Source organism: Nonomuraea sp. NPDC050783, from assembly GCF_040802095.1.
Classification (GTDB): Bacteria; Actinomycetota; Actinomycetes; order Streptosporangiales; family Streptosporangiaceae; genus Nonomuraea.
The window spans coordinates 431,652-454,340 of record NZ_JBFAHK010000006.1 but is presented as its reverse complement, the minus strand read 5'-3'; the positions used below and the strand labels follow the sequence as shown (position 1 = coordinate 454,340).

The following is a 22,689-nucleotide window of genomic DNA, read 5'->3' as shown; positions in this document are numbered from 1 at the left end:
GGTAGATTCGGACCGATCATCGTGATGGGTGGCAGCACCGGAGGAGCCTCGTGACCATTCCTGATCTGACCGACGTGCACCCGGCGTGGCTGCCGCCGGAGGCGTTCCGGGCGATCGGCTCGCGCCGGGTCCCGGTGCTCGGCGACGGGGCTCTGGTGGAGACGGTACGCGAGGAGGTGGCGGCGGCCCGCGCCCGGTTCGGGGGCGGGGACAGGGACGGCGGCGGCGACGGTGGCGCGGCCGGATGCGTGCTCGCCCTGGCCGGCGCGGACGGCCTGCCCGGGACGGCGCGCGCGGTCGCCGCCGAGGCCGGTCCCCTGGGCGCGGAAGGATACGCGCTGGCCCGCCGCGACGGCGTCACCACGGTGGTGGCCGGCGCGCCGGCCGGGCTGCTGTACGGCCTGTTCCACCTGGTCCGGCTGGGCGAGGCGGCCTTCGGCGCGGACCGGCCGGTCGAGCGGCACGCGCCCGCCGCCGCCCGGCGCATGCTCGACCACTGGGACAACATCGACGTGCATCCGGTGATGGGCCAGGTCGAGCGCGGTTACGCGGGCGGCTCGCTGTTCTGGCGGGACGGCGTGCTGCGCGAGGACCTGACGCGGGTGCGGGCCTACGCCCGGCTGCTGGCCGCCACCGGGATCAACGCCGTCGCGATCAACAACGTGAACGTGCACGCCACCGAGGCCCGCCTGCTGACCGACCGCCTGGACGAGGTGGTGGCCATCGCCGCCGAGCTGCGCCCGTACGGGATCCGCGTGCACCTGTCGATCGGCTTCGCCTCCCCCGTCACCCTCGGCGGGCTGCCCACCGCCGACCCCCTCGACGAGGACGTGCGCCGGTGGTGGGCGGCGGCGGCCGAACGGGTGTACGCGGCGGTGCCGGACTTCGGCGGGTTCGTGGTCAAGGCCGACTCGGAGGGGCAGCCGGGCCCGTTCGGGTACGGCCGCAGTCACGCCGAGGGCGCCGGCGTCCTGGCCGCCGCGCTGGCCCCGTACGGCGGGGTGGTGCACTGGCGGGCCTTCGTCTACGACCACCGCCAGGACTGGCGCGACCGCTCCACCGACCGCGCCCGCGCCGCCTGCGACCATTTCGCCCCGCTCGACGGGCGGTTCGCGGACAACGTGATCCTTCAGGTCAAGCACGGCCCGATGGACTTCCAGCCGCGCGAGCCGGTCTCGCCGGTGATCGCCGCCATGCCGGCCACGAAGCTGGCGGTGGAGTTCCAGGTGACGCAGGAGTACACCGGCCAGCAGCGGCACGTGTGCTACCTGGCGCCGATGTGGAGCGAGATCCTGTCCTTCCGGCCCTGGGGGGAGGACGAGGGCGGGCGGACGGTCGCCGACGTGGCCGTGGGCGGCGGCGGGCTGGTGGCGGTCTCCAACGCCGGCGACGACCCGTACTGGACCGGCCATCCCCTGGCGCAGGCCAACCTGTACGCCTTCGGCCGCCTGGCCTGGGACCCGCGCCTGGACCCGGCCGCGATCCTCGACGAGTGGGCGGGGCTGACGTTCCCGGAGACCGCCGCCGGGCTGCGCGGCACGCTGCACGCGATGATGGACGGCTCGTGGCGCACCTACGAGCGCTACACGGCGCCCCTGGGCGTGGGCTTCATGGTCCGCCCTGGCCACCACTACGGCCCGGACGTGGACGGCTACGAGTACACACCGTGGGGCACCTACCACTTCGCCGACCGCGACGGCGTCGGCGTGGACCGCACGCGGGCCACGGGCACCGGCCTCACCGGCCAGTACCCGCGGCCGTGGTCCGAGGTGTACGAGTCCGCCGGGCGGTGCCCGGACGAGCTGCTGCTCTTCTTCCACCACGTCCCCTACGGTCACGTGCTGCGCAGCGGCTCGACCGTCATCCAGCACATCTACGACACCCACTTCGCCGGGGTGGAGGAGGTGGTCGCGATGCGGGCGCACTGGGACAAGCTGGACGGCTCGGGCCTGGTAGACCCGGCGCTGCACGCCCGCGTCGCGGAACTGCTGGCCGAGCAGCAGCGCTGCGCCGAGGAGTGGCGCGACCAGGTCAACACCTACTTCTTCCGCAAGTCGGGGGTGCCGGACGCGCGCGGGCGGCACATCTACTGAGGGCGGCCCAGGAACGGGCTCAGGCCCAGCAACGGGCTCAGGCTCGGCAACGGGCTCAGGCGGTGAACTTCTCCCGGACCTCCGCGATCACCGGCCGGCCGTTGCGCAGCAGCAGCGCGGCGAACGCGGCGGCCAGCGCCGCCGTCAGCAGCTCGGTGCCGACGAGGGTGACGCCGGCCGCCGCCACCAGCAGGGACACGTTGCCGAGCGCGACCCTGGGGCGGCGCAGCAGGAAGTAGGAGGCCAGCCGGGCCACGTCCACCGCGCGGAAGGCGAACAGGGAGGTGATCACCAGCGCGTTGCCGGCCCAGAGCAGGCCGCCGAGCGCGACCAGGACCAGCAGCGCCGCCCACCAGGCGGGCAGGCCGGCGGCGGCGAAGTTGGCCAGGTTCGTCCCGACGACGGCCATGCCGGCCAGCCAGGGCGCCCAGATCTTCAGCGCCCCGGCGGCGTTGGCCCGGTAGCCGCGCCAGAACGCCGCCGCCGGGTGCAGGTCGGCCAGGTCCCGGCCGCGCCGGCTCAGCGCGTACAGGGCGGCCGACAGGGCGGGGCCCAGCGGCAGCGCGCACAGCGCCGCCAGCGGCACGTTGCTCGCGTCCCCGCCGAGCAGGGTCAGCGCGGCCAGCCCCGGCGCGGTCGTGACCAGGAACAGGGCCTCGACCACCAGCAGGGTGTAGATCAGGGCGGCGGCGCGCGAGAGCGGGCCCTCGCCGAAGCCCCGCCCGGCCGCCATCCCCCCGGCCACCGTCCCTTCTGCCACCGTCCCCCCAGCCGTTCCGCTCGCCCGCGTGCTCATGCGTTCTCCTCCTCGCCGAGGCCCAGCAGCCGGCGGTCGTCCCACCACGGCGGGGTCTCGTCCCGCCGCACCGGCGTGAGCTCGGCCAGCGTGACCTCGTGCGCGCCGAGCCGCAGGTCCAGCTCCACGCGGCCGTCCGCGACGGGCAGCGCGCGGTGCGAGCGCGCCGGCTCGGCCGCCTCCCGCAGCACCTCCAGCTCGCGCGGCCGGGGCGAGCGCGGGCGGCCCATCTCGCACCAGGCCGCCCAGGCGTTGCCCTGCTCCTCGCCGACCGACGAGCGCAGCAGGAACGCCGACCCGGCGGGCCCGACCGGCACCGACAGCCGCACGGCGTGCCCGCTGACCGGGGTGCCGCCGGTGACGTCCGCGGGCGCCCAGGCCAGCACGCTCACCCGGCCGTCGCCGTGCCGGGTGACGAGGTGGTCCGCGCCGCGCGCCAGCACCTCCTCGCCCATCCGGGCCATGAACGCGTACAGATGGTAGGTCGGCTTCTTGATCTGCCGGTGGGTCAGCAGCCCGAACCCGCCGTGGAAGATCGAGGTCGGGACGCCCGTCTCCTCGAAGACGTCGCAGAAGGTCCAGTACGCGAAGGAGTCGCACACCTCTCCCCCGCCGGCCAGCACCGGCGCCAGGTAGGCGGCGTGGAAGGCGGTGTCGTGGATCGGGTTGTCCGGCCGGTAGGAGGAGTTGAACTCGGTGACGTGCACCGGCACGCCCGCCAGCGGCCCGCCGGCGAGCTGCCTGCGCGGCGTGGCGAACTGCTCCAGCAGCGCCGAGGCGGGCATGAGCGTCTGGTACACGCCGAACGGCACGTGCTGGGCGGGGCCCGAGCTGTAGGCGTGCCGGCTGACGAAGTCCAGCGGCACGTCCCGCGCGGTGACGAACTCGGCGAAGCGCGTCATCCACTCGTCCGCGCCGGGCGAGACGGCCGGGCCGCCGACCAGCAGCCCGGCGTCCACCTCCTTGACGGCGTGCGCGGTCACCTCGTACAGGCGGTGGTAGGCGGCCTCGTCGGCGTCCTGCCAGAACTCCTTGAGGTTGGGCTCGTTCCACACCTCGATCGGCCAGGTACGCACCTCGTCGAGGCCGTAGCGGTCGACGAGGTGCGCCAGCGTGGCCCGGACCAGCTCCGCCCACTCGCTCCAGGAGCGCGGCGGGGTGACGTTGCCGCGCCACCAGAAGACGGTCTGCTCGCCGGAGGCCAGCTCGGACGGCATGAAGCCCAGCTCCAGGAACGGCCGGATCCCGAGGTCGAGGTAGGCGTCGATGACCTGGTCCACGTAGGTGAACGCGTGGCGCACCCGCCGCTCCCCGGCGTGCTCGTACGGCCGGTGCACCCCGGCCCCGTCGCTCAGCAGCCCGTGCCCCCGGATGTGCCGGAAGCCGATCTCCCGCTGGACCAGCGCCAGCGACTCCTGATAGTCGCGCCGCAGTGCCAGGTCGAAGCGGCCGGTGCCGACGCAGTGGCGCCAGGCGTCCGGCAGCCGCCCCTGGGCGCGGTCCGGAACCACTGCCCTCATGGGACTCATGGGACTCATGGGATCAGCTGTGCTCCTTCTTGAACCGCTCGTAGGCGGTGTTGACGAGGTTCACGTAGGAGGTCGTGTTCTTGCCCTCCAGCTCCTTGACGTAGGCGTCCCACTCGCCGAGGTCGCGCTCGCCGAGGATGAACTTGAGCGTCTGCTGGGTGACGTAGTCCTTCAGCGGGGTCTCCCAGAGGGTGGCCTGCTCGCGCTCCTCCTCGTTGAACGGGTGCGGCGGCTCGATCGGCCACGGTTTGCGGGCGTTCATCACCTTCTGGAACTCCAGCTCTTCCTGGGAGAAGGTGGAGTTGAGCAGCTTGGTGGTGCCGCCGTAGGCGAAGACGCCGTTGGAGAAGCCGAAGTCCTTCTGCAGGTGCTTGGGGGCGCCGGGGTTGAGGCCGACGAAGTCGACGTCCTTGGCCAGGGTGTAGGTGCCGGAGGAGTCCTTGGTGTAGGTGACGCCCTCGACGCCCCACTTGGCGAACTCCTGGCCCTGGTCGGAGTACCAGAGCCAGTCGATGAACTGCATCATGGCGACGAAGTTCTTGTTCTCCAGGGCCTTCTTGGAGATCATCACTCCGTTCTCCAGCCGGGTGCCGATCTTGTACTCGCCGACCGGGCCGACGGGGACGGGGATCTTGACGATCTTGGCGTCGGGGACGAGCTTGGTCAGCGTCGGCCGGTGGTCGTTGATGATCGTCTGGGCGTTGGCGCTGATGACGAACGACTTGCCGGAGTTGAACTTCTGCTTGGCCTGCTCGTCCTGCTGGGTGAAGCTCTCCGGGTCGAGCAGCTTCTCCTTCACCAGCTTGGCCAGGTACTCGATCATCTGCTTGTACTGCGGCATGGCGCCGGTGTAGACGAACTTGCCGGTGGCGGTGTCGAAGGTCGCGTGCTGGTACTCCCAGCCGCCCTTGGTGCCGTACGCCTGGGCGACGAGCTTGAGCAGGTTGCCGCCCGGCGTCGGCACGCCCCACCGGTCGGTCATCGGGTACAGGTCGGGGTACTCCGCCTTCATCGCCTTCAGGACGGTGTACAGGTCGTCCCAGGTCTTCGGGACCTCAAGCTTGAGCTTGTCCAGGATGTCGGTCCTGATCGCCAGCGAGTAGTCGACCCAGACCTCCTCGTGCAGGCCCGGCAGCAGGTAGATGCGGCCGTCCGCCTGGCGCAGGGTGTCCATGTCCGGGTTCATGTTCCACTTGGCGATCTTGTCCTTGAGGTTGGGCATGAGATCGAAGTAGTCGCTGACCGGCAGGATCGCGCCCGAGGAGACGAACGCCTCCTCCTGCGGGTGGTAGGTCTTGGGGATGATGAGCGGCGCCTGGCCGGAGCCCACGAGCAGGCCGCGCTTCTTCTCGTAGTCGCTGAGCGGCACCTCCACCGGCTTCAGCGTCACGTTGGTGCGCTTGGTGAGCTCCTGCCACAGCAGCCAGTCGTTCTTGTTCGGGTAGAAGGAGTGGTTGTTGTACAGGACGTCGAACGAGATCGGCTCGGTCGCCTTGAACTGCTGGTTGACGCCGTAGTTGGCCATCGCGGCGGCCTTGTTGCCTGACACGTCGGCGGCCTTCTTCGGAGCCTCGTCCTCGCCGCAGCCGGCGAGCAGGAGCGTGAAGGCGCCCAGTCCGACGATCGCCTGACGCCGTGAGATGTCGCGCATGGGGGGCTTCCTTTGTGTGGTGCGAAGGGACGGGGACGGCTCAGCCCTTGACGGCGCCGAGCATGACTCCGGAGACGAAGTACCTCTGGACGAAGGGGTAGACCGCGAGGATCGGCAGCACGGTGAGCATGATCGTCACGGCCTGGATGTTGGCGGCGGCGGCCGAGGCCTCGGCGATCCCGGCGCCGGCGGCCTCCGCGCCGGTCGCGCCGGCGATGAGGTTGCGCAGGTAGATGGTCACCGGGAACAGGTCGCCCTCGTTGAGGTAGAGGAACGCGGTGAACCACGAGTTCCAGAACGAGACCGCGTAGAACAGCACCATCGTGGCCAGGACCGCCTTCGACAGCGGCAGCACGATCCGCCACAGGATGCCGTAGGTGTTGAGGCCGTCGATGGCGGCGGCCTCCTCCAGGTCGCTCGGCAGGCCCTCGAAGAACGTCTTCATCACCAGCAGGTTGAAGACGCTGATGGCGTTGGGCAGGACGATGGCCCAGATGGTGTTCGTCATGCCGAGGCTGTTGATCAGCACGTAGTTGGGGATCAGGCCGCCGGAGAAGATCATGGTGAAGACGGCCACCCAGATGAGGAACGTGCGGCCCTTGAGGTGCCTCTTCGACAGCACGTACGCGTAGCAGGTCGTCAGCGTCATCGCGATCGCCGTGGCCACGACGGTGTAGATCACTGTGTTGCGGTAGTTCGTCCAGAACATCGGGTCCGACACGACGAGCTTGTAGGTGCCGACGTTGAATCCGCGCGGGACGAGGTTGACCTGGCCCCCGACGATGTAGCGCTCCTCGCTGAACGAGCGCGCGATGATGTTGACGAACGGGTACAGCGTCACGATCACCACGCCGGTCAGGATGACGGCGTTTATCCCCTGGAAGACGCGGTAGCCGCGGGTGCGGTCCATGGTCACCACAGGCTCGTCCCTACTGTGCGGCGGGAGATCACGTTCGCCGACACGATCAGCACCACGCCGACCAGCGCCTCGAACAGGCCGATCGCGGCGGCGTAGCTGAGGTTGCTGGACTCCACGCCCATCCGGTACAGGTAGGTGGAGATCACGTCGGCCGTGGGGTACGTCAGCGGGTTGTACAGCAGCAGCACCTTCTCGAAGCCGACGGCCATGAAGGTGCCGATGTTGAGGATCAGCAGCGTGATCGCCGTGGGCCGGATGCCGGGCAGGGTGACGTGCCAGATCTGGCGCCACCTGCTCGCCCCGTCCATCCGCGCGGCCTCGTAGAGCTGCTGGTCGATGGTGGTCAGCGCGGCCAGGTAGAGGATCGTCCCCCAGCCGACGGTCTGCCAGACCTCCGAGGAGACGAAGATCGTACGGAACCACTCGGGCTTCTGGATGAAGGCCGTCGGCTCGCCGCCGAGCGCCTTGACGAGCTGGTTGACCGGCCCGTCCACGGCCACGATCTGCATGACGATGCCGGCCACGATCACCATCGACAGGAAGTGCGGCAGGTACGACACCGACTGCAGGAAACGCTTGACCTTCCGGTTGCGCACCTCGTTGAGCAGCAGCGCCAGCACGATCGGCAGCGGGAAGGTGAACAGCAGGGTCAGGCCACCGAGGATCAGGGTGTTGGTGAAGACGTTCCAGAACGTGGGGTCGCCGAGGAACATCTTCACGTACCGCAGGCCCACCCACGACTCGCCGAACAGGCTGCCGCCCGGCTCGTAGCGGCGGAAGGCGATGACGTTGCCGATCATCGGCAGGTAGCGGAAGACCGCGAAGAACAGCAGCGGCAGGGCCGCCAGCGTGTAGAGCTGCCAGTCGCGGCGCAGCGCGTGCCGCCAGGTGCCCGGCCGGGCGCGCCCGCGGCGGCCCGGCGGGGGGCCGGCCTCGGCGATCTCGGGGGTGTCCAGGGTCGTGCTCATGCCGCTCCCTCCGGTACGACGGCCTCCTCCGGTACGACGGCCTCCTCCGGCGTGACGGCTTCGGCCGGTGTCGCTGCCTCGGTCGGCGCGGCTGCCTCGGCCGGTGTCGCGGCCTCGGCCGGCGCCGCTGCCTCCTCCGGCGCCGCTGCCTCCTCCGGCGTGGCGATCGGGGTGACGGTCGCCGTGGCCAGCAGCGCGCGGCCGGGGCCGGTCTCGCGTTCGGCGCCGGTCAGGCGCAGCGGCACGACCGCGGCCGGGTCGGCGCTGGAGCGGCCGAAACGCAGCTCGACGTCGCCGGGCTCGACGATCCTGCGGCCCCTCAGCCCGGTGAAGGAGGCCAGGTCGGCCGGGACGGTGAAGGCCACCCGGGCGGCCCGCCCCGGCTCCAGCGCGACGCGGGCGTAGCCGACCAGGCGCACCACCGGCCGGGTGGTCTGCGCGACCGGATCGTGCAGGTAGAGCTGGACGACCTCGGTCCCGGCCCGCTCGCCGGTGTTGCGGACGGTGATGCCGACGGTGACCTCGCCGTCCACCGGCCACTCGGCCGGGCCGCCGGCCCCGCTCCAGTCGAAGGTGGTGTAACCCAGGCCGTGCCCGAACGGGTAGGCGGGCGTCGGGTCCACCGAGGAGACCTCGGTACGGCGGCCGAGCGGCGGCGACAGGTACGTGGCCGGCAGCCCGCCGGCGTGGCGCGGCACGCTGACCGGCAGCCGCCCGGACGGCTCCACCGCGCCGGTCAGCACCTCGGCCACCGCCTGCCCGCCGCGCTGGCCGGGGAAGAAGCCGCAGACCACGGCGGCGGCCGCGTCGGTCCCGGGGCCGAGCGCGTACGGGCGGCCGGCCAGCAGCACGAGCACCACGGGTGTGCCGGTCGCCAGCACGGCCCGGACCAGCTCGCCCTGCACGCCCGGCAGGGCGAGGTCCGCGGCGTCGCAGCCCTCGCCGGAGGTGCCGCGGCCGAACAGGCCCGCCCGGTCGCCGACGGCCAGCACGCACACCTCCGCCCCGGCGGCCGCGGCGACGGCGGCGGGGATGCCGGAGGCGTCGTCGCCGGTGATGTCGCAGCCCGGCGCGTAGGCCAGATCGGGCACGAGCGCGGCCAGCGCCTCGCGCAGCGAGGGGACCTCGACGCCCAGCCCGTGCTCGGGGTGCGGGCCGACGTGCGCGGGGAAGGTGTAGCAGCCGAGCATGGCCAGGGGGTCGTCGGCGACCGGCCCGACCAGGGCGACCCGGCGGCCGGGCGCCAGCGGCAGGACGCCGCCGGTGTTGCGCAGCAGCACCACGGCCTCGCGGGCCAGGCGCAGGGCCAGCTCGCGGCCGGTCTCGTCGTCCAGGCGGAGCTGCGCCGGATCGCCGGTAAGCGCTTGCCAATCGGGGTCGAGAAGACCCAGCTGGGCCTTCTGGACCAGCACCCGGTGCAGCGCGCGGTCGATGAGCGCCTCGTCCACCTCGCCGGCCCTGACCGCCTCGACGAGCGGGGCGCCGAAGGTGTCCACGGTGGGCAGCTCGACGTCGATGCCGGCGCGCAGGGCCAGCCGGGCCGCGTCCCCGGCGCCGTCCGCCACCTGGTGCAGCCGCTCCAGGAACCGGACGGCGAAGTAGTCGCTGACCACCGTGCCGGTGAAGCCCCACTCCTCGCGCAGCAGGCCGGTGAGCAGGCGCTCGTCGGCGGCGGCGGGCAGGCCGTCCAGCTCGGTGTAGGAGTTCATCACCGAGCGGGCTCCGCCGAGGCGCAGCGCCATCTCGAACGGCGGGAGCACCGTGTCGGCCAGCTCGCGCGGGCCCATCGCGACGGGGGCGTGGTTGCGGCCGCCGCGGGAGGCGGCGTACCCGGCGAAGTGCTTGAGGGTGGCGACGACGCCGGCGCCCTCCAGGCCGCGCACGTACGCGGCGCCGACGGTGCCCACCAGGTAGGGGTCCTCGCCGATGGTCTCCTCGGTGCGGCCCCAGCGGTAGTCGCGGGTCACGTCCAGGACGGGGGCCAGGCCCTGGTGGACGCCGGCGGCGCGCAGCGAGCGGCCGATGTGCCCGGCCACGCGCTCGACCAGCTCGGGGTCGAAGGAGGCGCCCCAGCTCAGCGGCGCCGGGTAGACGGTCGCCCGCCAGGCGGCGAACCCGGTCAGGCACTCCTCGTGGACCTGCGCCGGGATGCCGAACCTGCTGGCGGCGACGACCTGGGCCTGGGAGGCGGCCAGCGAGCGGGCGCCCGCCACGGGGTCCACGGGCGCGGTGCCGTACGGGCGGGTGAGCTGGCCGAGCCCGTCGGCGATGACCTCGGCGAACTCCACGCCCGCCATCTCCTCCTGGTGCGGCGCGACGCCTCCCCCGGAGGCGTCGGCGCCGACCCAGACGCCGACGAGCTGGGCGACCTTCTCCTCCAGCGTCATGAGCGGGACGAGCGCGGCGGCCCGCTCGGCCGGGGGCAGCCGCGGGTCCCGCCAGGGCGGGCGTTCACCGACCGCGGGGCTGGTGTCGTCGATGGGTAGCTGGCCCCTCATGCCGTCCTTCCGGCCGAAACAAACCGAAACTTTTACTGAGATCCGTTAATATTGCGGCAACTTATGGGGCGGTATGAGCCCTGTCAAGGGGTGGGCTGCTGAGGAGTTGCTGAGCGAGTTGTTGGCGTTCGCGCGGGTCACAGCGCCAATCGGGATCGCCGATGACGACAAATTGCCGGAAACTTTCCGGAAACAAAGGCGGTCGAGGCCGCTGGCAATTTGCCGCCCGGAGGATGGGTCGGGGCGGTCGGCTGCTCCTCGCGGCGGGGCGAGGAGAAGCGGAGAGAAGCGGCGGGGTGGCCCGCGAGACCCGGGAGGGCGCGCTGAACGGTTCACGCGCGTGCCGATCCGTCGCGGAGGCCGATCCGTCGCGGAGGCCGATCCGTCGCGGAGGCCGATCCGTCGCGGAGGGTCGGCGGGCCTCCGCACCGGGTCTTTCGGCACCAGATCTTTGGTGCCGAGCCTTTCAGTGCCGAGCCTTTCGGTGCCGGTCTTTCGGTGCCGGTCTTTCGGTGCCGGTCTTTCGGTGCCGGGTTTTCGGTGCCGGGGCCGATCGCCAAGCAGGCGTTTCCCGGGCGCGGCGGCGGGGAGCGCCCCGGGAAGGACGGGAGGCAGGCCGTACGATCGGCGGAAGCGCCGAAAAGAGCGGCGTTAGACTTTCCGTATGTGCGCCGCCACCTCCAGGCCCCTCACCATCGCGCAGCTCGCCGAGCTGGCCGGGGTGTCCGCGGCGACGGTGTCCAAGGTGGTCAACGGCCGCTCGGAGGTGGCGCCCGAGACCCGCGCCGCCGTGGAGAGCCTCATCCGCGAGCACGGCTACCGGCGGCAGAAGCGGCGCGTCAGCCCGGCCGCCCTGATCGAGCTGGTCTTCCACGCGCTGGAGGGCGACTACCCGATCGAGATCATCAAGGGCGTGGAGCAGGTGGCCCGCGAGCACGACCTGGCCGTGGTGCTCTCCGAGCTGCAGCACCGGCACACGCCGGGCAAGGGCTGGATCGAGGGCGTGCTGAGCCGGCGGCCCAGCGGGGTGATCGCCGTGTTCTCCGGGCTCACCGGCGAGCAGCGCGACCAGCTCGACGCCCGCGACATCCCGCTCGTCCTGCTGGACCCGAGCGGCGACCCCGGCCATCGGCTGCCGTCGGTCGGGGCGAGCAACTGGAGCGGCGGGCTGTCGGCCACCCGCCACCTGCTGGAGCTGGGGCACCGGCGCATCGCGATCGTCACCGGCCCCGAGCACGCGCTGTCCAGCCGGGCCCGGCTCGACGGCTACCGGGCCGCGCTGGACCAGGCGGGCGTGCCGGTGGACCCGGAGCTGATCTGCGAGGGCGACTTCCTGGTCGCGGGCGGGCGGGCGCAGGCACACCGGCTGCTGCGGCTGCCCGACCGGCCGACCGCGATCTTCGCCTGCAACGACGGGCAGGCGATGGGCGTGTACCGTGCGGCGTACGACCTGGGGCTGCGCATCCCGGGCGAGCTGAGCGTGATCGGCTTCGACGACCTGCCGCAGGTGCGGTGGGCGATCCCGCCGCTGACCACGGTCCGCCAGCCGCTCACCGAGATGGCGGCCACGGCCACCGCCATGCTGGTCAGCCTGACGCGCGGCGAGCCGCTGACGCAGAGCCGGGTGGAGCTGGGCACCGATCTGGTGATCCGCGGAAGCACCGCCCCGCCGCCCGCCTGACGATCGGCGCCAGAGCCGAACGTTTCGGCGGCAGGGCGTCCGGAGGCCGGACCGGCGAAATTCCCGGTACGGCCGGGCGGGATTCCATGAATGGCGGGCGGAATATCGCGGGCGACCGGCGTACGCAATTTTGCTAATGGGCGGGAACTCCGCGGGCGTGCATTCTTTGTGCTGTCGCCGAAATCCGGCGATATCCGACCCAGGAGGTTCCCATGAAGTCGACCACCCGGATCAAGAAGATCTCCGTCCGCCGCACCGGTGACGTCCGCCTGACGAGCGCCGCGTGCTCCTGCCCCTACCCGGCCAGCAACTGACGGCCATCCGGGGATGACAGGGGCCGCGCGCTCCGGGCGCGCGGCCCCGCCTTTTCCGCGGAACCTTTTCGCAGCCCTTTCGGAGGTCTTTTCGCGGGTCTTTTCCCGGGCATTTGACCGGACCTTTTCCTGGACCACGGAGAATGCGCATGGCCGACGCCGCGGTTGCTTTTCACGAGTTGAGTTTCGTCCCTGAGGGCGACGAGGTGGTGGTCGGCAGGGCCGACGCCGACGCGTACGCGGTCCTGCCCGCCGACGGCGCCGCCCTGCTCCGCGAAATGATCAAGGGCGTGCCTCCCGAGCGCGCCGCGCGCTGGTACGAGGACACCTTCGGCGAGCCCGTCGACATCGCGGAGTTCCTGGAGACCCTGCACGAGCTGGGGTTCGTCCGCACCGAGGGCACGCCGGAGCCGGCCGGCGGGCGCCTGCCGCTGCGCCGGCTCGGCCGGGCGGTGTTCTCCCCGCCCGCCTGGCTGCTGTACGCCGCGCTGTTCGCCCTCGCGGTGCTGGCCGTCGCCCGCGACCCGGCGCTCGCACCGCGCCCGGGGAACATCTTCTTCACCGACCGCCTGCTGGTCGTCCAGATCGGGATCATGTTCGGGCAGCTCCCGCTGATCTTCCTGCACGAGGCCTTCCACATGCTCGCCGGCCGCCGGCTCGGGCTGCGCAGCAGGCTCGGCGTGAGCAACAGGTACCTGTACGTCGTCTTCGAGACGCGGATGAACGGGCTGCTGAGCGTGCCGCGCGCGAAGAGATACCTGCCGTTCCTGGCCGGGATGGCGTGCGACCTCGTGGTGTTCGCCGCCCTGGTGCTGGTCGCGGATCTCACCCGGCAGCCGGGCGGCGCGTTCTCGATGACCGGCCGGGTGGCGCTGGCGCTGGCCTTCACCGTGGTGGTGCGCTTCGCCTGGCAGTTCCAGCTCTACCTGCGTACCGACCTGTACTACGTCTTCGCCACCGCGCTCAACTGCCACGACCTGCACGACGCCAGCACGGCGCTGCTGCGCAACCGCCTCTGGCGGCTGCTCGGCCGCACCGGGCGGCTGGTGGACGAGCGGCAGTGGAGCGAGCACGACCGCCGCGTGGGCCGGTGGTACGGGCCGTTCATCGGGCTCGGCGTCACCGTCATGGTGCTGATCGCCGTGTTCGGCTCGGTGCCCGTCGTCGTGCAGTACCTCCAGATCGCGGCGGACGGCGTGCGGCAGGGGCCGCTGCGCCTGGCGTTCTGGGACGGGGTGCTGGGGCTGGCGCTGCTGAGCGTCTCGTTCCTGCTTCCGGCGTACCTGGCCCGGCGCAAGCGCAGGCGGCCGGTCGCCGCCACCACCGAGGAAGTGAGCTGACATGCGTCATGTGTGGATCGCCGGTGAGCGCCGGGCCGACCGGCTGCGGGCCGCCGCCGCGTACCGGCCCGCGATCGTCGCCGGCTGCCATCAGCGGCTGCGCGGCCCCTACACCGGGGTGGACACGGTGCTGCGCGCCGTGCTGCCCGAGGCGTTCGCGCGGTGGCCGGAGCTGGTCGAGCGGCACCGGGTCTCCCTCCTGTACGGGCTCCCCGAGCTGGCCGAGGTGATCGGGCCGGGGCCGCGGCAGCTCGCCTTCACCGGGCCGTTCGAGCAGCGCACCCGCTTCTACGGGGCGCAGATGATCCGGTGCGTGAGTCAGGGCGTGGTGACGTTCCTGATCGAGTACGCGCGGCTGGCGGACGTGCCGCCGGTGCTGGTCCTCGACGACCTGCACGCCGCCGAGGAGAGCACGCAGGAGCTGGCCGCGCTGCTGCTGCGGCGGGCGGACCCGCGGGAGCTGCTGGTGGTGGCCGGGAGCCGCCGCGAAGGGGTCGGCGACCAGCTCGCGACGGCACTGGAACGCTACGCCGACCCGATCGAGGCCGGCCCGATCGAGGCCGGCCCGACCGACGCCGGCCCGACCGACGCTAATCCGCCCGCCGATCCGCCCGTCGGTCCGGCCGCCGATCCCGCCGCCGACTCGACCGTCGGTCGGGCCGCCGGTCCGGCGGCAGTCGGAGGGCCGGAGGGCGGGGGCGGGTGGCCGGGGGCGGAGCTGGTGCGGGCGTTCGTGTGGTCCGACGGGACCAGTGACGACCCGGCGGAGCTGGCCGCCTACGAGGCCGCCGACCCCGCGCTCCGGCGCGAGCTGCACGACCGGCGGGCCGCCGAGCTGGCCCCCGGCGCCGGCTACGGCCTCAGGATGGGGGCGATCCCGTACCATCTCGAACGCGGCGGCGACCCCGGCGGGCGCGGCCGGGCGGCGCTGGCCGACGCGCTGCGGGTCAGCGCCGAGATCGGGTTCTCGGCCGCGACCGCCGACTTCGGCCTGCGCGGCAGGCGGGTGACCGACCCGGTGGCGCACCCGGACGACTTCCGGCTGTTCACCTCGCTGGCGGCCAACGCGCTGGTCCCCCTGCACCGGCTCGACGAGTCGTACGCGCTCTACATGGACCTGCGCACCCGCTACACCGACCCGCGCGCCCACATGATCACCAGCTACGGCATCGCCATGCTCTACACGAGGTTCTTCACCCCGCGCGACCACGAGACGGCGCTGGCCTGGCAGAACAACGCGGTCGCGATCTCCGCCCTGCTGCCCGACCCGGTCGAGCGCACCACCCGCCAGGTTTTCAACGACAACGCGCTCGCGCTGATCGAGATGCACCGCGGCAACCTGGGACGCGCGCTGGAGCTGATCGAGGCGGGCATCGCCCGGCTGGACCGGGAGCTGGAGCCCGGCGACTGGGTGGTGCACCGCTCGCAGCTCCTCTACAACAGGACCCGGCTGCTGGCCGCGCTGGGCCGGCACGAGGCGGCCCACGAGGGCTTCACCCGCCTGATCGAGCTGGACCCGTACTACACCGACTACCTGAGCGAGCGCGCCCGGATCTCGCGCCGCCGCGGCGACCTGGCCGCCGCGCTGGCCGACTACGACCGCGCGGTCGCGACGGCGCCGCCCTACCCCGAGCTGTACTACAACAGGGGGACCTGCCGGGTGGAGGCGGGCGACACCGCCGGCGCGCTGGCCGACTTCGGCCACGTGCTGGAGATGGAGCCCGACGACGGGCCCACCCTGTTCCGGCGGGCGGAGCTGCTGCTCGACCTCGGCGACCTGGCGGCGGCCGAGGCCGACGTGACGGCGGGCCTGGCGGCCCGGCCCGGCGACGCGGAGCTGCTGTGCCTGCACGGGCTGATCGAGCTGGAGCGCGGCGAGGCGCGGCGGGCGGCCGACCGGCTGGACGCGGCGCTGGCCACCGCGCCCGACTACGCGGCGGCGCTGGTCAACCGGGCGGTGGCCCGGTTCAGGCTGGGACGTCCCGAGGGCGCGGCCGAGGACCTGACGCGGGCGCTGGAGCTGCTGGGGGACGACCCCGACCTGCTGCTCAACCGCGGTCTCGCGCATGAGGCGGCGGGCCGCCACCGCCAGGCGCTGGCCGACTTCGACGCCGCCCTGTCGCTGCCCGGCGCGGACGCGGCCGAGCTGGAGCCCGCCCGCGACCGCTGCAGAAGACTCCTGGCCGAGGTGTGAGCGATGGCCCTGCCCGCGTCCACTCCCCCGCCCGTCCCCGCCGTTCCCGCCGTTGCCGCCGGGGCGGACGGGGCGGACGGCCGGCGCGCGAACGGCGGGCCCGCCCGCCGGCACGAGCCGCTCGTGGCGGCGGACGGCTTCCGCGACGCGCTGGCCACCGTCGCCACGGCCGTGTCGGTGGTCGCGACCCTCGACGAGGGCGGCCTGCCGCGCATGGTGACCATCGGGTCGCTCTGCTCGCTCTCGCTCGACCCGCCGCTGGTGCTGTTCTGCCTGTCCAGGGACGCCGGGTCGCACGCGGTGTTCGCCGCGGCCGGCCGCTTCGCGGTCACCGTGCTGGCCGAGGACCAGGCCGACGTGGCCCGCCGGTGCGCCGGCCCGCGCCGGGCGCGCGCCGCCGTGCCGTACACGCTGATGGACGGGCTGCCCGTGGTGCCCGGGGCGCTGGCCCACCTGTCGTGCTCGGTGGACGCGCTGGTGGCCGGCGGCGACCACACGATCGTCATCGGCCGGGTACGGCGGGCGGCCGTGCACGGCGGGCCCCCGCTGCTGTACCACCAGCGCGGCTTCCACGGGCTCGGCGGTGGGGCGGGCGACCCTTCACGGGGCCCTTCACGCGGCTCTTCACGTGACCCTTCACGTGACCCTTCACTGGGCCCTTCACGGGGGTTCGGGCACGATCCCGAGCCGCTGCGCGGCGAGCACGGCGTTGACCCGGTCGGAGATGCCCAGCTTGCGGTATAGCCGCTCCTGGTGCTTGGTCACCGTACGCGGTGACAGCCCCAGGCGCCTGGCGATCGCGGCCGGGCTGAGCCCTTCGCCCAGCAGCCGCAGGACGTCCCGCTCGCGCGGGGTCAGCGTGCTGGGAGCCACCCGGTCGCGCCGGATCCGCGCGAGCGCGGCGCACGGCCGGCTGAGCGGGCCCATGAGCTTCTCCAGCGCCTCCAGTTGCGGGCTCTCCAGCCCCTCGGCCCGGGCCTCGATCAGCTCCGCCAGCCGGACGGCCCGGCAGCCCAGCCCGGGCGCCCAGCTCCACGTGCCCCCGTGGCGGGCGAGCACCCCCAGCTCGCGCCCGACGCCGATCAGCTCACCGGCCAGCGCGCGGTCCCCCTGGGTGGCGTCCCAGAGCATGCGCAGCGTGTCCGCGCCGACGGGGCCGTCGAGCAGCGCCGCGACGTCCCGGCCGAACCGCTCCGGCGGCCCGCCGCCGGCCCCGACGCGCGTTGCGGACGAACTGGAGTCGTGACACACCGGACCTCCTCATGCTTCGGCGTTCCTTCCCCCGCTCCCGTGGAGAGGCGTTCCACCGTGTTCCATTCGCCTGTGTTCCATTCGCCTGTGTTCCATTCGCCGCCGACCGGCCGGTGGATCTGCGCCACGGCATGATCGTCCGCTCTGGCCGGGCCCGCGGAATCGGACGGGAAGCGTCCGTTGACGGGCCGGGGCGCGCATCCTACGTTGAGCATCATGACGGGGTGATGCGCATCGCTCCTGGCTCCCGCGTGAGGTGGCGTCCATGTCCCTTGACGAAGCGACGGTCCAGTTCCTGAAGCACATGGGCGAGAGCGGCGTCAAGCCGCTGCACGAGATGACCCCCGAGGAGGCGCGCCTGACCCTCGGCGCGCTGCGCGAGCTGTACGGCGCGGGCCCCGGCATGCACCGCGTCGAGGAGGCCGTCGTGGCGGGCGAGGACGGCGGCTCGTTCGGCGCGCGCGTCCTGGTCCCGTCCGCGACGCCGCGCGGCGTGATCGTCTACTACCACGGCGGCGGCTGGGTGGTCGGCGCCCTCGACGAGTTCGACACGCTGGGGCGCGAGCTGGCCGCCCGCACCGGCTGCGCGGTGGTGCTGGTGGACTACCGGCTGGCTCCCGAGCACCGCTTCCCGGCCGCCGTCCGCGACGCCCGCGCCGCGCTGGTCTGGGCCGCCGCGGCGTTCCCCGGCCTGCCGGTCGTGGTGGCGGGCGACAGCGCGGGCGGCAACCTGGCGGCGGTCGTGGCGCGGCGCGCCCGCGACGAGGGCGGGCCGCCGATCCGGATGCAGGTGCTGGTGTACCCGGTGACCGACTGCGACCTGGACAACGCCTCCTACACCGACCCGGACAACCAGCTCCTGCTGAGCCGGGACTCGATGATCTGGTTCTGGGACCACTACGCGCCCGACCACGCCGTACGCGCCGACCCGGACGCCTCGCCGCTGCGGGCCGCCGACCTGTCCGGGCTGCCGCCCGCGCTCGTCCTGACCGCCGAGCACGACGTGCTGCGCGACGAGGGCGAGGCGTACGCCGAGCGGCTACGCCAGGCCGGGGTGCCGGTCGAGCACCAGCGGCTGGCCGGCCAGATGCACGGCTTCTTCACGATGGTCAACGTGCTGCCCGGCAGCCGGGCGGGCCTGACGGCGGTGGGCGAGGCCGTGGTCAGGAGCCTGTCGTGACGGCGGGCGGCGGTGGCGGGGAGCCGGGCGCCCGGTACGACGCCGTCGTGATCGGCGCCGGGTTCTCCGGCATGTACATGCTGCACCGGCTGCGCGGCCTCGGCATGTCCGCGCGGGTCTACGAGGCCGGCGACGGCGTCGGCGGCACCTGGTACTGGAACCGCTACCCCGGTGCCCGCTGCGACGTCGAGAGCGTCCAGTACTCCTACTCCTTCGACGAGGACCTGGAGCAGGAGTGGGAGTGGAGCGAGCGCTACCCGTCCCAGCCGGAGATCCTGCGTTACGCCGAGCACGTCGCCGACCGCTTCGACCTGCGCCGCGACATCCGGTTCGGGACGCGGGTGACCAGGGCCGCCTACGACGGGAGCACGCGCCGGTGGCGGGTGGAGACCGACCGCGGCGACCGGGTGGAGTGCGGGTTCCTCATCGCGGCGGTCGGCTGCCTGTCGGCCGCGCGGGTGCCCGGCTTCCCCGGCGCCGACTCCTTCCGTGGCGCCAGCTACCACACCGGCCGCTGGCCGCACGAGGGCGTGGACCTCACCGGCAGGCGGGTCGCCGTCATCGGCACCGGCTCCTCCGGCATCCAGGCCATCCCGGTGATCGCCGGGCAGGCGGCGCACGTGACGGTCTTCCAGCGCACCCCGAACTTCAGCCTGCCCGCCTGGAACCGGCCGCTGGACCCCGAGGAGGCCCGCTGGGTGAAGGCCAACTACGCCGCGCTGCGCCAGGACATGCGGACCTCGCCGGTGGGGCTGCTGGTCGCGTTCAACGACAGGTCGGTGCTGGAGGCGGGCGAGGAGGAGCGGGCCCGGGAGTTCGAGGCCCGCTGGGCCGAGGGCGGCTTCGCCTTCCTCGGCGCGTACGGCGACATGTCGATCGACCCGGAGGCCAACGAGGTCGCCGCCGAGTTCGTCCGCGGCAAGATCCGCGAGATCGTCCGCGACCCGGAGGTGGCCGAGCGGCTCTCCCCCCGCGACCACCCGATCGGCAGCAAGCGCATCTGCGTGGACACCGGCTACTACTCCACCTACAACCGCCCGAACGTGACCCTGGTGGACGTGCGGCGCGACCCCATCAAGGAGATCACCCCCACCGGCGTGCGCACCGCGGGCGGCCACCACTCGGTGGACGTGATCGTCTACGCCACGGGCTACGACGCGATGACCGGCCCGCTGCTGGCCGTGGACATCACCGGCGAGGGCGGGCGGTCGCTGCGGGACAAGTGGCGGGCCGGGCCGCGCGCGTACCTGGGGCTGATGACGGCCGGCTTCCCCAACCTCTTCACCATCACCGGCCCGGGCAGCCCGTCGGTGCTGAGCAACATGCTCGTCTCGATCGAGCAGCACGTGGACTGGATCGCGGACTGCCTGGCCCGGCTGCGCGCCGGCGGGATCGCCACCATCGACGCCGACCCGGCGGCCGAGGACGCCTGGGTGGCGCACGTCAACGAGGTCGCGAGCTACACCCTCTACCCGCGGGCCGACTCCTGGTACATGGGCGCCAACATCCCCGGCAAGCCGCGGGTGTTCATGCCGTACGCCGGCGGCGTGGGCGCCTACCGGCAGAAGTGCGACCAGGTGGCGGCGGACGGCTACGAGGGGTTCGTGCTGTCCGCCTGACCACCTGGCCGCGGGGGTCACCGGTCCGGGGTCACCGGTCCGGGGTCAGCCGCAGTGCTCGAAGGGGCTGTCGTAGACGGCCGAGCCCGCCTTGCCGCCCCACCGGACGCACTTGTCCGCCGCGGCGGCCCGCACCGGACCGGCGTAGTAGGCGAAGCTGCCGCTGTCGGTGACCCGGGCCTTGCCCTGCACCTCCAGATAGGCACTGGTCGCGGTGGCCGTCCCCAGCGAGGTCGCCTTGATCGTGGCCACGCAGTTGTAACCGTTGCCCGAGTTGTAGAGCAGATACACCGTGCCCGCCGAACCCAGCGCCGCCTTGTCGATCACCTTGTAACCCGACCCGCACACCTCCTCAGGAGTGTGCGGGTTGGCCGGGGTGGTGCCGCCGCCCGTCACGTACTGCATGTACGTCGTCCAGTTCCAGTGGGAGCCGGGGTCGGTGTGGTCGGCGCCGGGCACCTCGTTGTGGCCGACGATGTGGGAGCGGTCCTTGGGGATGCCGTAGCGGTCGGCGATGTTCCTGGTCAGCGCGGCCGAGGAGCGGTACATGGCGTCGGTGAACCAGGAGGCGTCGCTGACGTAGCCCTCGTGCTCGATGCCGACCGAGCGGCGGTTGTAGTCGCCGGCGTGGAAGGCGCGGTCCTTCTCGCGCACCATCTGGGTGATGGCGCCGTTGGAGGACTTGACCACGTAGTGGGCCGAGACCTTGGCGCTGGGGTTCTGGAACCAGGAGATGGTGCCGGCGTAGGAGCCCTGCGTCACGTGGATGACGATGCGGTCGATGGCGTCGCTCGACGGGCGGCTGGAGACGGCGTAGTTGCTGCTGCTGGCCGCCGCCCAGGCCGCGCCGGGGTAGTCGGTGGCCGCGGCGGCGAGCGTGTTGGGCGCGTCGAGGTCCTTGGCCTTGGCGTACGGGCCGCGCTCGGGCTGGACGGCGCGGGCCGGCACGGTGACCGTCTCGCCGGCGGGGGTGGTGGCGCGCACGCCGGCGGCCAGCAGGTCGTAGACGGTGTCGGCGTACAGGCGGGCCACGTCGGCCGAGGCGGCGCCGCCGTACTCGGCGACCGCCTGGTACCACTGGGCGGGGTCCTTGCGGGCGGCGGCGCCCAGGCCCAGCTCGTCGGCGTGGGCGCGCAGCACGGCGGCGCCGCCGGCGATGTTGGCGGCGGGGTCGCTCTTCAGCGTGGCGACCGGCTTGCCGGTGAGCGTGGCGGCGCGCTCCAGCGCGTGGTTGGACGGGTTGCTGACCAGGTGCATCACGCCGTAGCCGCCGCTGGCGCTGGGCTCGCCGCCGTGGCCGTCGAGATGGGTCTCGGCGTAGGCGAGCGCCACCAGCAGGTCGCGGGGGACCTCGTAGGCGGTGGCGGCCCGGACGAACGCGGCGGCCAGGATGCCGGCGCCCGTACCTGCACTCGTGCCTGCGCTCGTGCCTGCGCTCGTGGTGACGCCCGCGAGGGCGGCCTGCGCGCCGGGCTGCGCGGCGGCCAGGGGGATCAGCGTGCCGGCCAGCAGGACGGCGGCGCCGCGGCGGAGTCGGGACTGCACGGATTGTCTCCTCAACGGATCAGGGGGAAGGAGCGGCCGCCGCGGAGTGCGTGGAGGGGGGCGGCGGCCGCTCCGGGCCGGGGGTGCCGGGGTGCGGTCAGCCGCAGTGCTCGAAGGGGCTGTCGTAGACGGCCGAGCCCGCCTTGCCGCCCCACCGGACACACTTGTCCGCGGCGGCGGCCCGCACCGGACCGGCGTAGTAAGTGAAGCTGCCGCTGTCGGTGACCCGGGCCTTGCCCTGGACCTCCAGGTAGGCACTGGTCGCGGTGGCCGTCCCCAGCGAGGTCGCCTTGATCGTGGCCACGCAGTTGTAACCGTTGCCCGAGTTGTAGAGCAGATACACCGTGCCCGCCGAACCCAGCGCCGCCTTGTCGATCACCTTGTAACCCGACCCGCACACCTCCTCGGGAGTGTGCGGGTTGGCCGGGGTGGTGCCGCAGGCGTTCTTGGACGTCACCGTCGCGGTCGGGTAGCCGAAGGTGACGCCGTCGAAGGTCGCCTTGCGGATGTTGGAGGGGTAGCCGGTGCCCTCGCGGACCTCGTAGTGCAGGTGGGGGCTGATGTTGTTGCCCGGCTTGCTGGTGTTGCCCACCGTGCCGATCTTCTGGCCCTGCTTGACGGCGGCGCCGGCGGAGACCGCGCGCGTGTCCAGGTGAGCGTAGTACGAGGTCCAGCCGCCGCCGTGGTCGATCTTGACCAGGTTGCCGTAGCCGTTCGTGGAGCCCTGGTGGGCCGAGATCACGACGGTGCCGGCCGCGGCGGCCACGACGGTGTCACCGAGGTCGGCGTCGGCCGTGCTGCCCCGGTTGAAGTCGATCTCGTACGACTGGTGGGCGCTGCTGTTGCTGGAGTTGCCGGTCCACTTCTGGCCGCAGGGGAAGGGGAGCTGGAAGCTCGGCGCGGCCAGAGTGGACACCTCGGGCACGTCCACCTGGTCCGGCGGGTCGTTCGGGTCCGGCGCGGCCCAGGCGGCCTGGCCGCCGACGAGCCCGGCAGACAGGGCAAGTACCACCGTAAGCACCCGGGTGGGTCTCATACGGATCCTTTCTGGATCGAACGGTGCTGCGCTCTCGCTGGCGACCCAGATTGCGGATCCGGCATACAGAGAACA

16 protein-coding genes are annotated in these 22,689 nt (G+C 72.8%); 7 read left to right on the top strand and 9 right to left on the bottom strand.

Annotation, left to right across the window (positions count from 1 at the left end; translation table 11 throughout):
- The first annotated feature begins 50 nt into the window (after positions 1 to 50).
- Positions 51 to 2,093, top strand: a complete 2,043-nt coding sequence (locus AB0H75_RS19580; RefSeq protein ID WP_367797944.1) for an alpha-glucuronidase — start codon at positions 51 to 53, stop codon at positions 2,091 to 2,093.
- 55 nt (positions 2,094 to 2,148) lie between these two features.
- On the opposite strand, the gene AB0H75_RS19575 is transcribed toward AB0H75_RS19580, so the two are convergent.
- From AB0H75_RS19575 to AB0H75_RS19550, 6 genes are read right to left on the bottom strand one after another with little or no spacing between them, the layout of a single operon-like run.
- Entirely contained in the window at positions 2,149 to 2,889 is a 741-nt protein-coding gene (locus AB0H75_RS19575) for a hypothetical protein (RefSeq protein ID WP_367797942.1), read from the bottom strand.
- Positions 2,886 to 4,409, bottom strand: a complete 1,524-nt coding sequence (locus tag AB0H75_RS19570) for a hypothetical protein (protein ID WP_367797941.1) — start codon at positions 4,407 to 4,409, stop codon at positions 2,886 to 2,888. The genes AB0H75_RS19575 and AB0H75_RS19570 overlap by 4 nt, the downstream gene beginning before the upstream one ends.
- A gap of 22 nt (positions 4,410 to 4,431) precedes the next feature.
- A complete protein-coding gene (locus AB0H75_RS19565; RefSeq protein ID WP_367797939.1) occupies positions 4,432 to 6,069 on the bottom strand; it encodes an extracellular solute-binding protein in 1,638 nt (545 codons plus the stop codon).
- A gap of 40 nt (positions 6,070 to 6,109) precedes the next feature.
- A complete protein-coding gene (locus tag AB0H75_RS19560) occupies positions 6,110 to 6,979 on the bottom strand; it encodes a carbohydrate ABC transporter permease (RefSeq protein ID WP_367798196.1) in 870 nt (289 codons plus the stop codon).
- Positions 6,980 to 6,981: 2 nt separating this feature from the next.
- Positions 6,982 to 7,956, bottom strand: coding sequence for an ABC transporter permease (locus AB0H75_RS19555; RefSeq protein ID WP_367797937.1), 975 nt, complete (start codon positions 7,954 to 7,956; stop codon positions 6,982 to 6,984).
- Entirely contained in the window at positions 7,953 to 10,454 is a 2,502-nt protein-coding gene (locus AB0H75_RS19550) for a glycoside hydrolase family 3 N-terminal domain-containing protein (protein ID WP_367797935.1), read from the bottom strand. The genes AB0H75_RS19555 and AB0H75_RS19550 overlap by 4 nt, the downstream gene beginning before the upstream one ends.
- A gap of 664 nt (positions 10,455 to 11,118) precedes the next feature.
- Here AB0H75_RS19550 and AB0H75_RS19545 point away from each other — a divergent pair.
- The 4 genes from AB0H75_RS19545 to AB0H75_RS19530 all read left to right on the top strand — a co-directional run bounded on the left by AB0H75_RS19545 (position 11,119) and on the right by AB0H75_RS19530 (position 16,727).
- Positions 11,119 to 12,135 carry a LacI family DNA-binding transcriptional regulator gene (locus AB0H75_RS19545; protein ID WP_367797933.1) on the top strand — a complete coding sequence of 339 codons (1,017 nt, stop codon included), beginning with the start codon at positions 11,119 to 11,121 and terminating at the stop codon, positions 12,133 to 12,135.
- A 493-nt stretch (positions 12,136 to 12,628) separates the two neighbouring features.
- Entirely contained in the window at positions 12,629 to 13,789 is a 1,161-nt protein-coding gene (locus AB0H75_RS19540; RefSeq protein ID WP_367797931.1) for a hypothetical protein, read from the top strand.
- 1 nt (position 13,790) lies between these two features.
- Positions 13,791 to 15,983 (top strand): tetratricopeptide repeat protein, encoded by a 2,193-nt coding sequence (locus AB0H75_RS19535; protein ID WP_367797929.1) that lies wholly within the window; start codon positions 13,791 to 13,793, stop codon positions 15,981 to 15,983.
- 3 nt (positions 15,984 to 15,986) lie between these two features.
- Positions 15,987 to 16,727 (top strand): flavin reductase family protein, encoded by a 741-nt coding sequence (locus tag AB0H75_RS19530; RefSeq protein WP_367797927.1) that lies wholly within the window; start codon positions 15,987 to 15,989, stop codon positions 16,725 to 16,727.
- Here AB0H75_RS19530 and AB0H75_RS19525 read toward each other — a convergent pair.
- Entirely contained in the window at positions 16,644 to 17,234 is a 591-nt protein-coding gene (locus AB0H75_RS19525; RefSeq protein WP_367797925.1) for a response regulator transcription factor, read from the bottom strand. The two genes, AB0H75_RS19530 and AB0H75_RS19525, sit on opposite strands and share 84 nt — an antisense overlap.
- Positions 17,235 to 17,499: 265 nt before the next feature.
- Here AB0H75_RS19525 and AB0H75_RS19520 point away from each other — a divergent pair, with 265 nt between their 5' ends.
- Positions 17,500 to 18,414, top strand: coding sequence for an alpha/beta hydrolase (locus AB0H75_RS19520; RefSeq protein ID WP_367797924.1), 915 nt, complete (start codon positions 17,500 to 17,502; stop codon positions 18,412 to 18,414).
- Positions 18,411 to 20,033 (top strand): flavin-containing monooxygenase, encoded by a 1,623-nt coding sequence (locus tag AB0H75_RS19515; protein ID WP_367797922.1) that lies wholly within the window; start codon positions 18,411 to 18,413, stop codon positions 20,031 to 20,033. Before AB0H75_RS19520 ends, AB0H75_RS19515 begins: the two co-directional genes overlap by 4 nt.
- A 45-nt stretch (positions 20,034 to 20,078) precedes the next feature.
- Here the strand turns inward: AB0H75_RS19515 and AB0H75_RS19510 are convergent, their stop codons facing one another.
- Positions 20,079 to 21,578, bottom strand: a complete 1,500-nt coding sequence (locus AB0H75_RS19510) for an N-acetylmuramoyl-L-alanine amidase (RefSeq protein ID WP_367797920.1) — start codon at positions 21,576 to 21,578, stop codon at positions 20,079 to 20,081.
- 97 nt (positions 21,579 to 21,675) lie between these two features.
- Positions 21,676 to 22,590, bottom strand: coding sequence for a M23 family metallopeptidase (locus tag AB0H75_RS19505; RefSeq protein ID WP_367797918.1), 915 nt, complete (start codon positions 22,588 to 22,590; stop codon positions 21,676 to 21,678).
- Positions 22,591 to 22,689: the final 99 nt, after the last annotated feature.

Coding starts and splice junctions, on each gene's coding strand:
- AB0H75_RS19575 (WP_367797942.1), bottom strand. CDS start 2,889: ATGAGCACGCGGGCGAGCGGAACGGCTGGGGGGACGGTGGCAGAAGGG.
- AB0H75_RS19570 (WP_367797941.1), bottom strand. CDS start 4,409: ATGAGGGCAGTGGTTCCGGACCGCGCCCAGGGGCGGCTGCCGGACGCC.
- AB0H75_RS19565 (WP_367797939.1), bottom strand. CDS start 6,069: ATGCGCGACATCTCACGGCGTCAGGCGATCGTCGGACTGGGCGCCTTC.
- AB0H75_RS19560 (WP_367798196.1), bottom strand. CDS start 6,979: ATGGACCGCACCCGCGGCTACCGCGTCTTCCAGGGGATAAACGCCGTC.
- AB0H75_RS19555 (WP_367797937.1), bottom strand. CDS start 7,956: ATGAGCACGACCCTGGACACCCCCGAGATCGCCGAGGCCGGCCCCCCG.
- AB0H75_RS19550 (WP_367797935.1), bottom strand. CDS start 10,454: ATGAGGGGCCAGCTACCCATCGACGACACCAGCCCCGCGGTCGGTGAA.
- AB0H75_RS19545 (WP_367797933.1), top strand. CDS start 11,119: ATGTGCGCCGCCACCTCCAGGCCCCTCACCATCGCGCAGCTCGCCGAG.
- AB0H75_RS19535 (WP_367797929.1), top strand. CDS start 13,791: ATGCGTCATGTGTGGATCGCCGGTGAGCGCCGGGCCGACCGGCTGCGG.
- AB0H75_RS19530 (WP_367797927.1), top strand. CDS start 15,987: ATGGCCCTGCCCGCGTCCACTCCCCCGCCCGTCCCCGCCGTTCCCGCC.
- AB0H75_RS19520 (WP_367797924.1), top strand. CDS start 17,500: ATGTCCCTTGACGAAGCGACGGTCCAGTTCCTGAAGCACATGGGCGAG.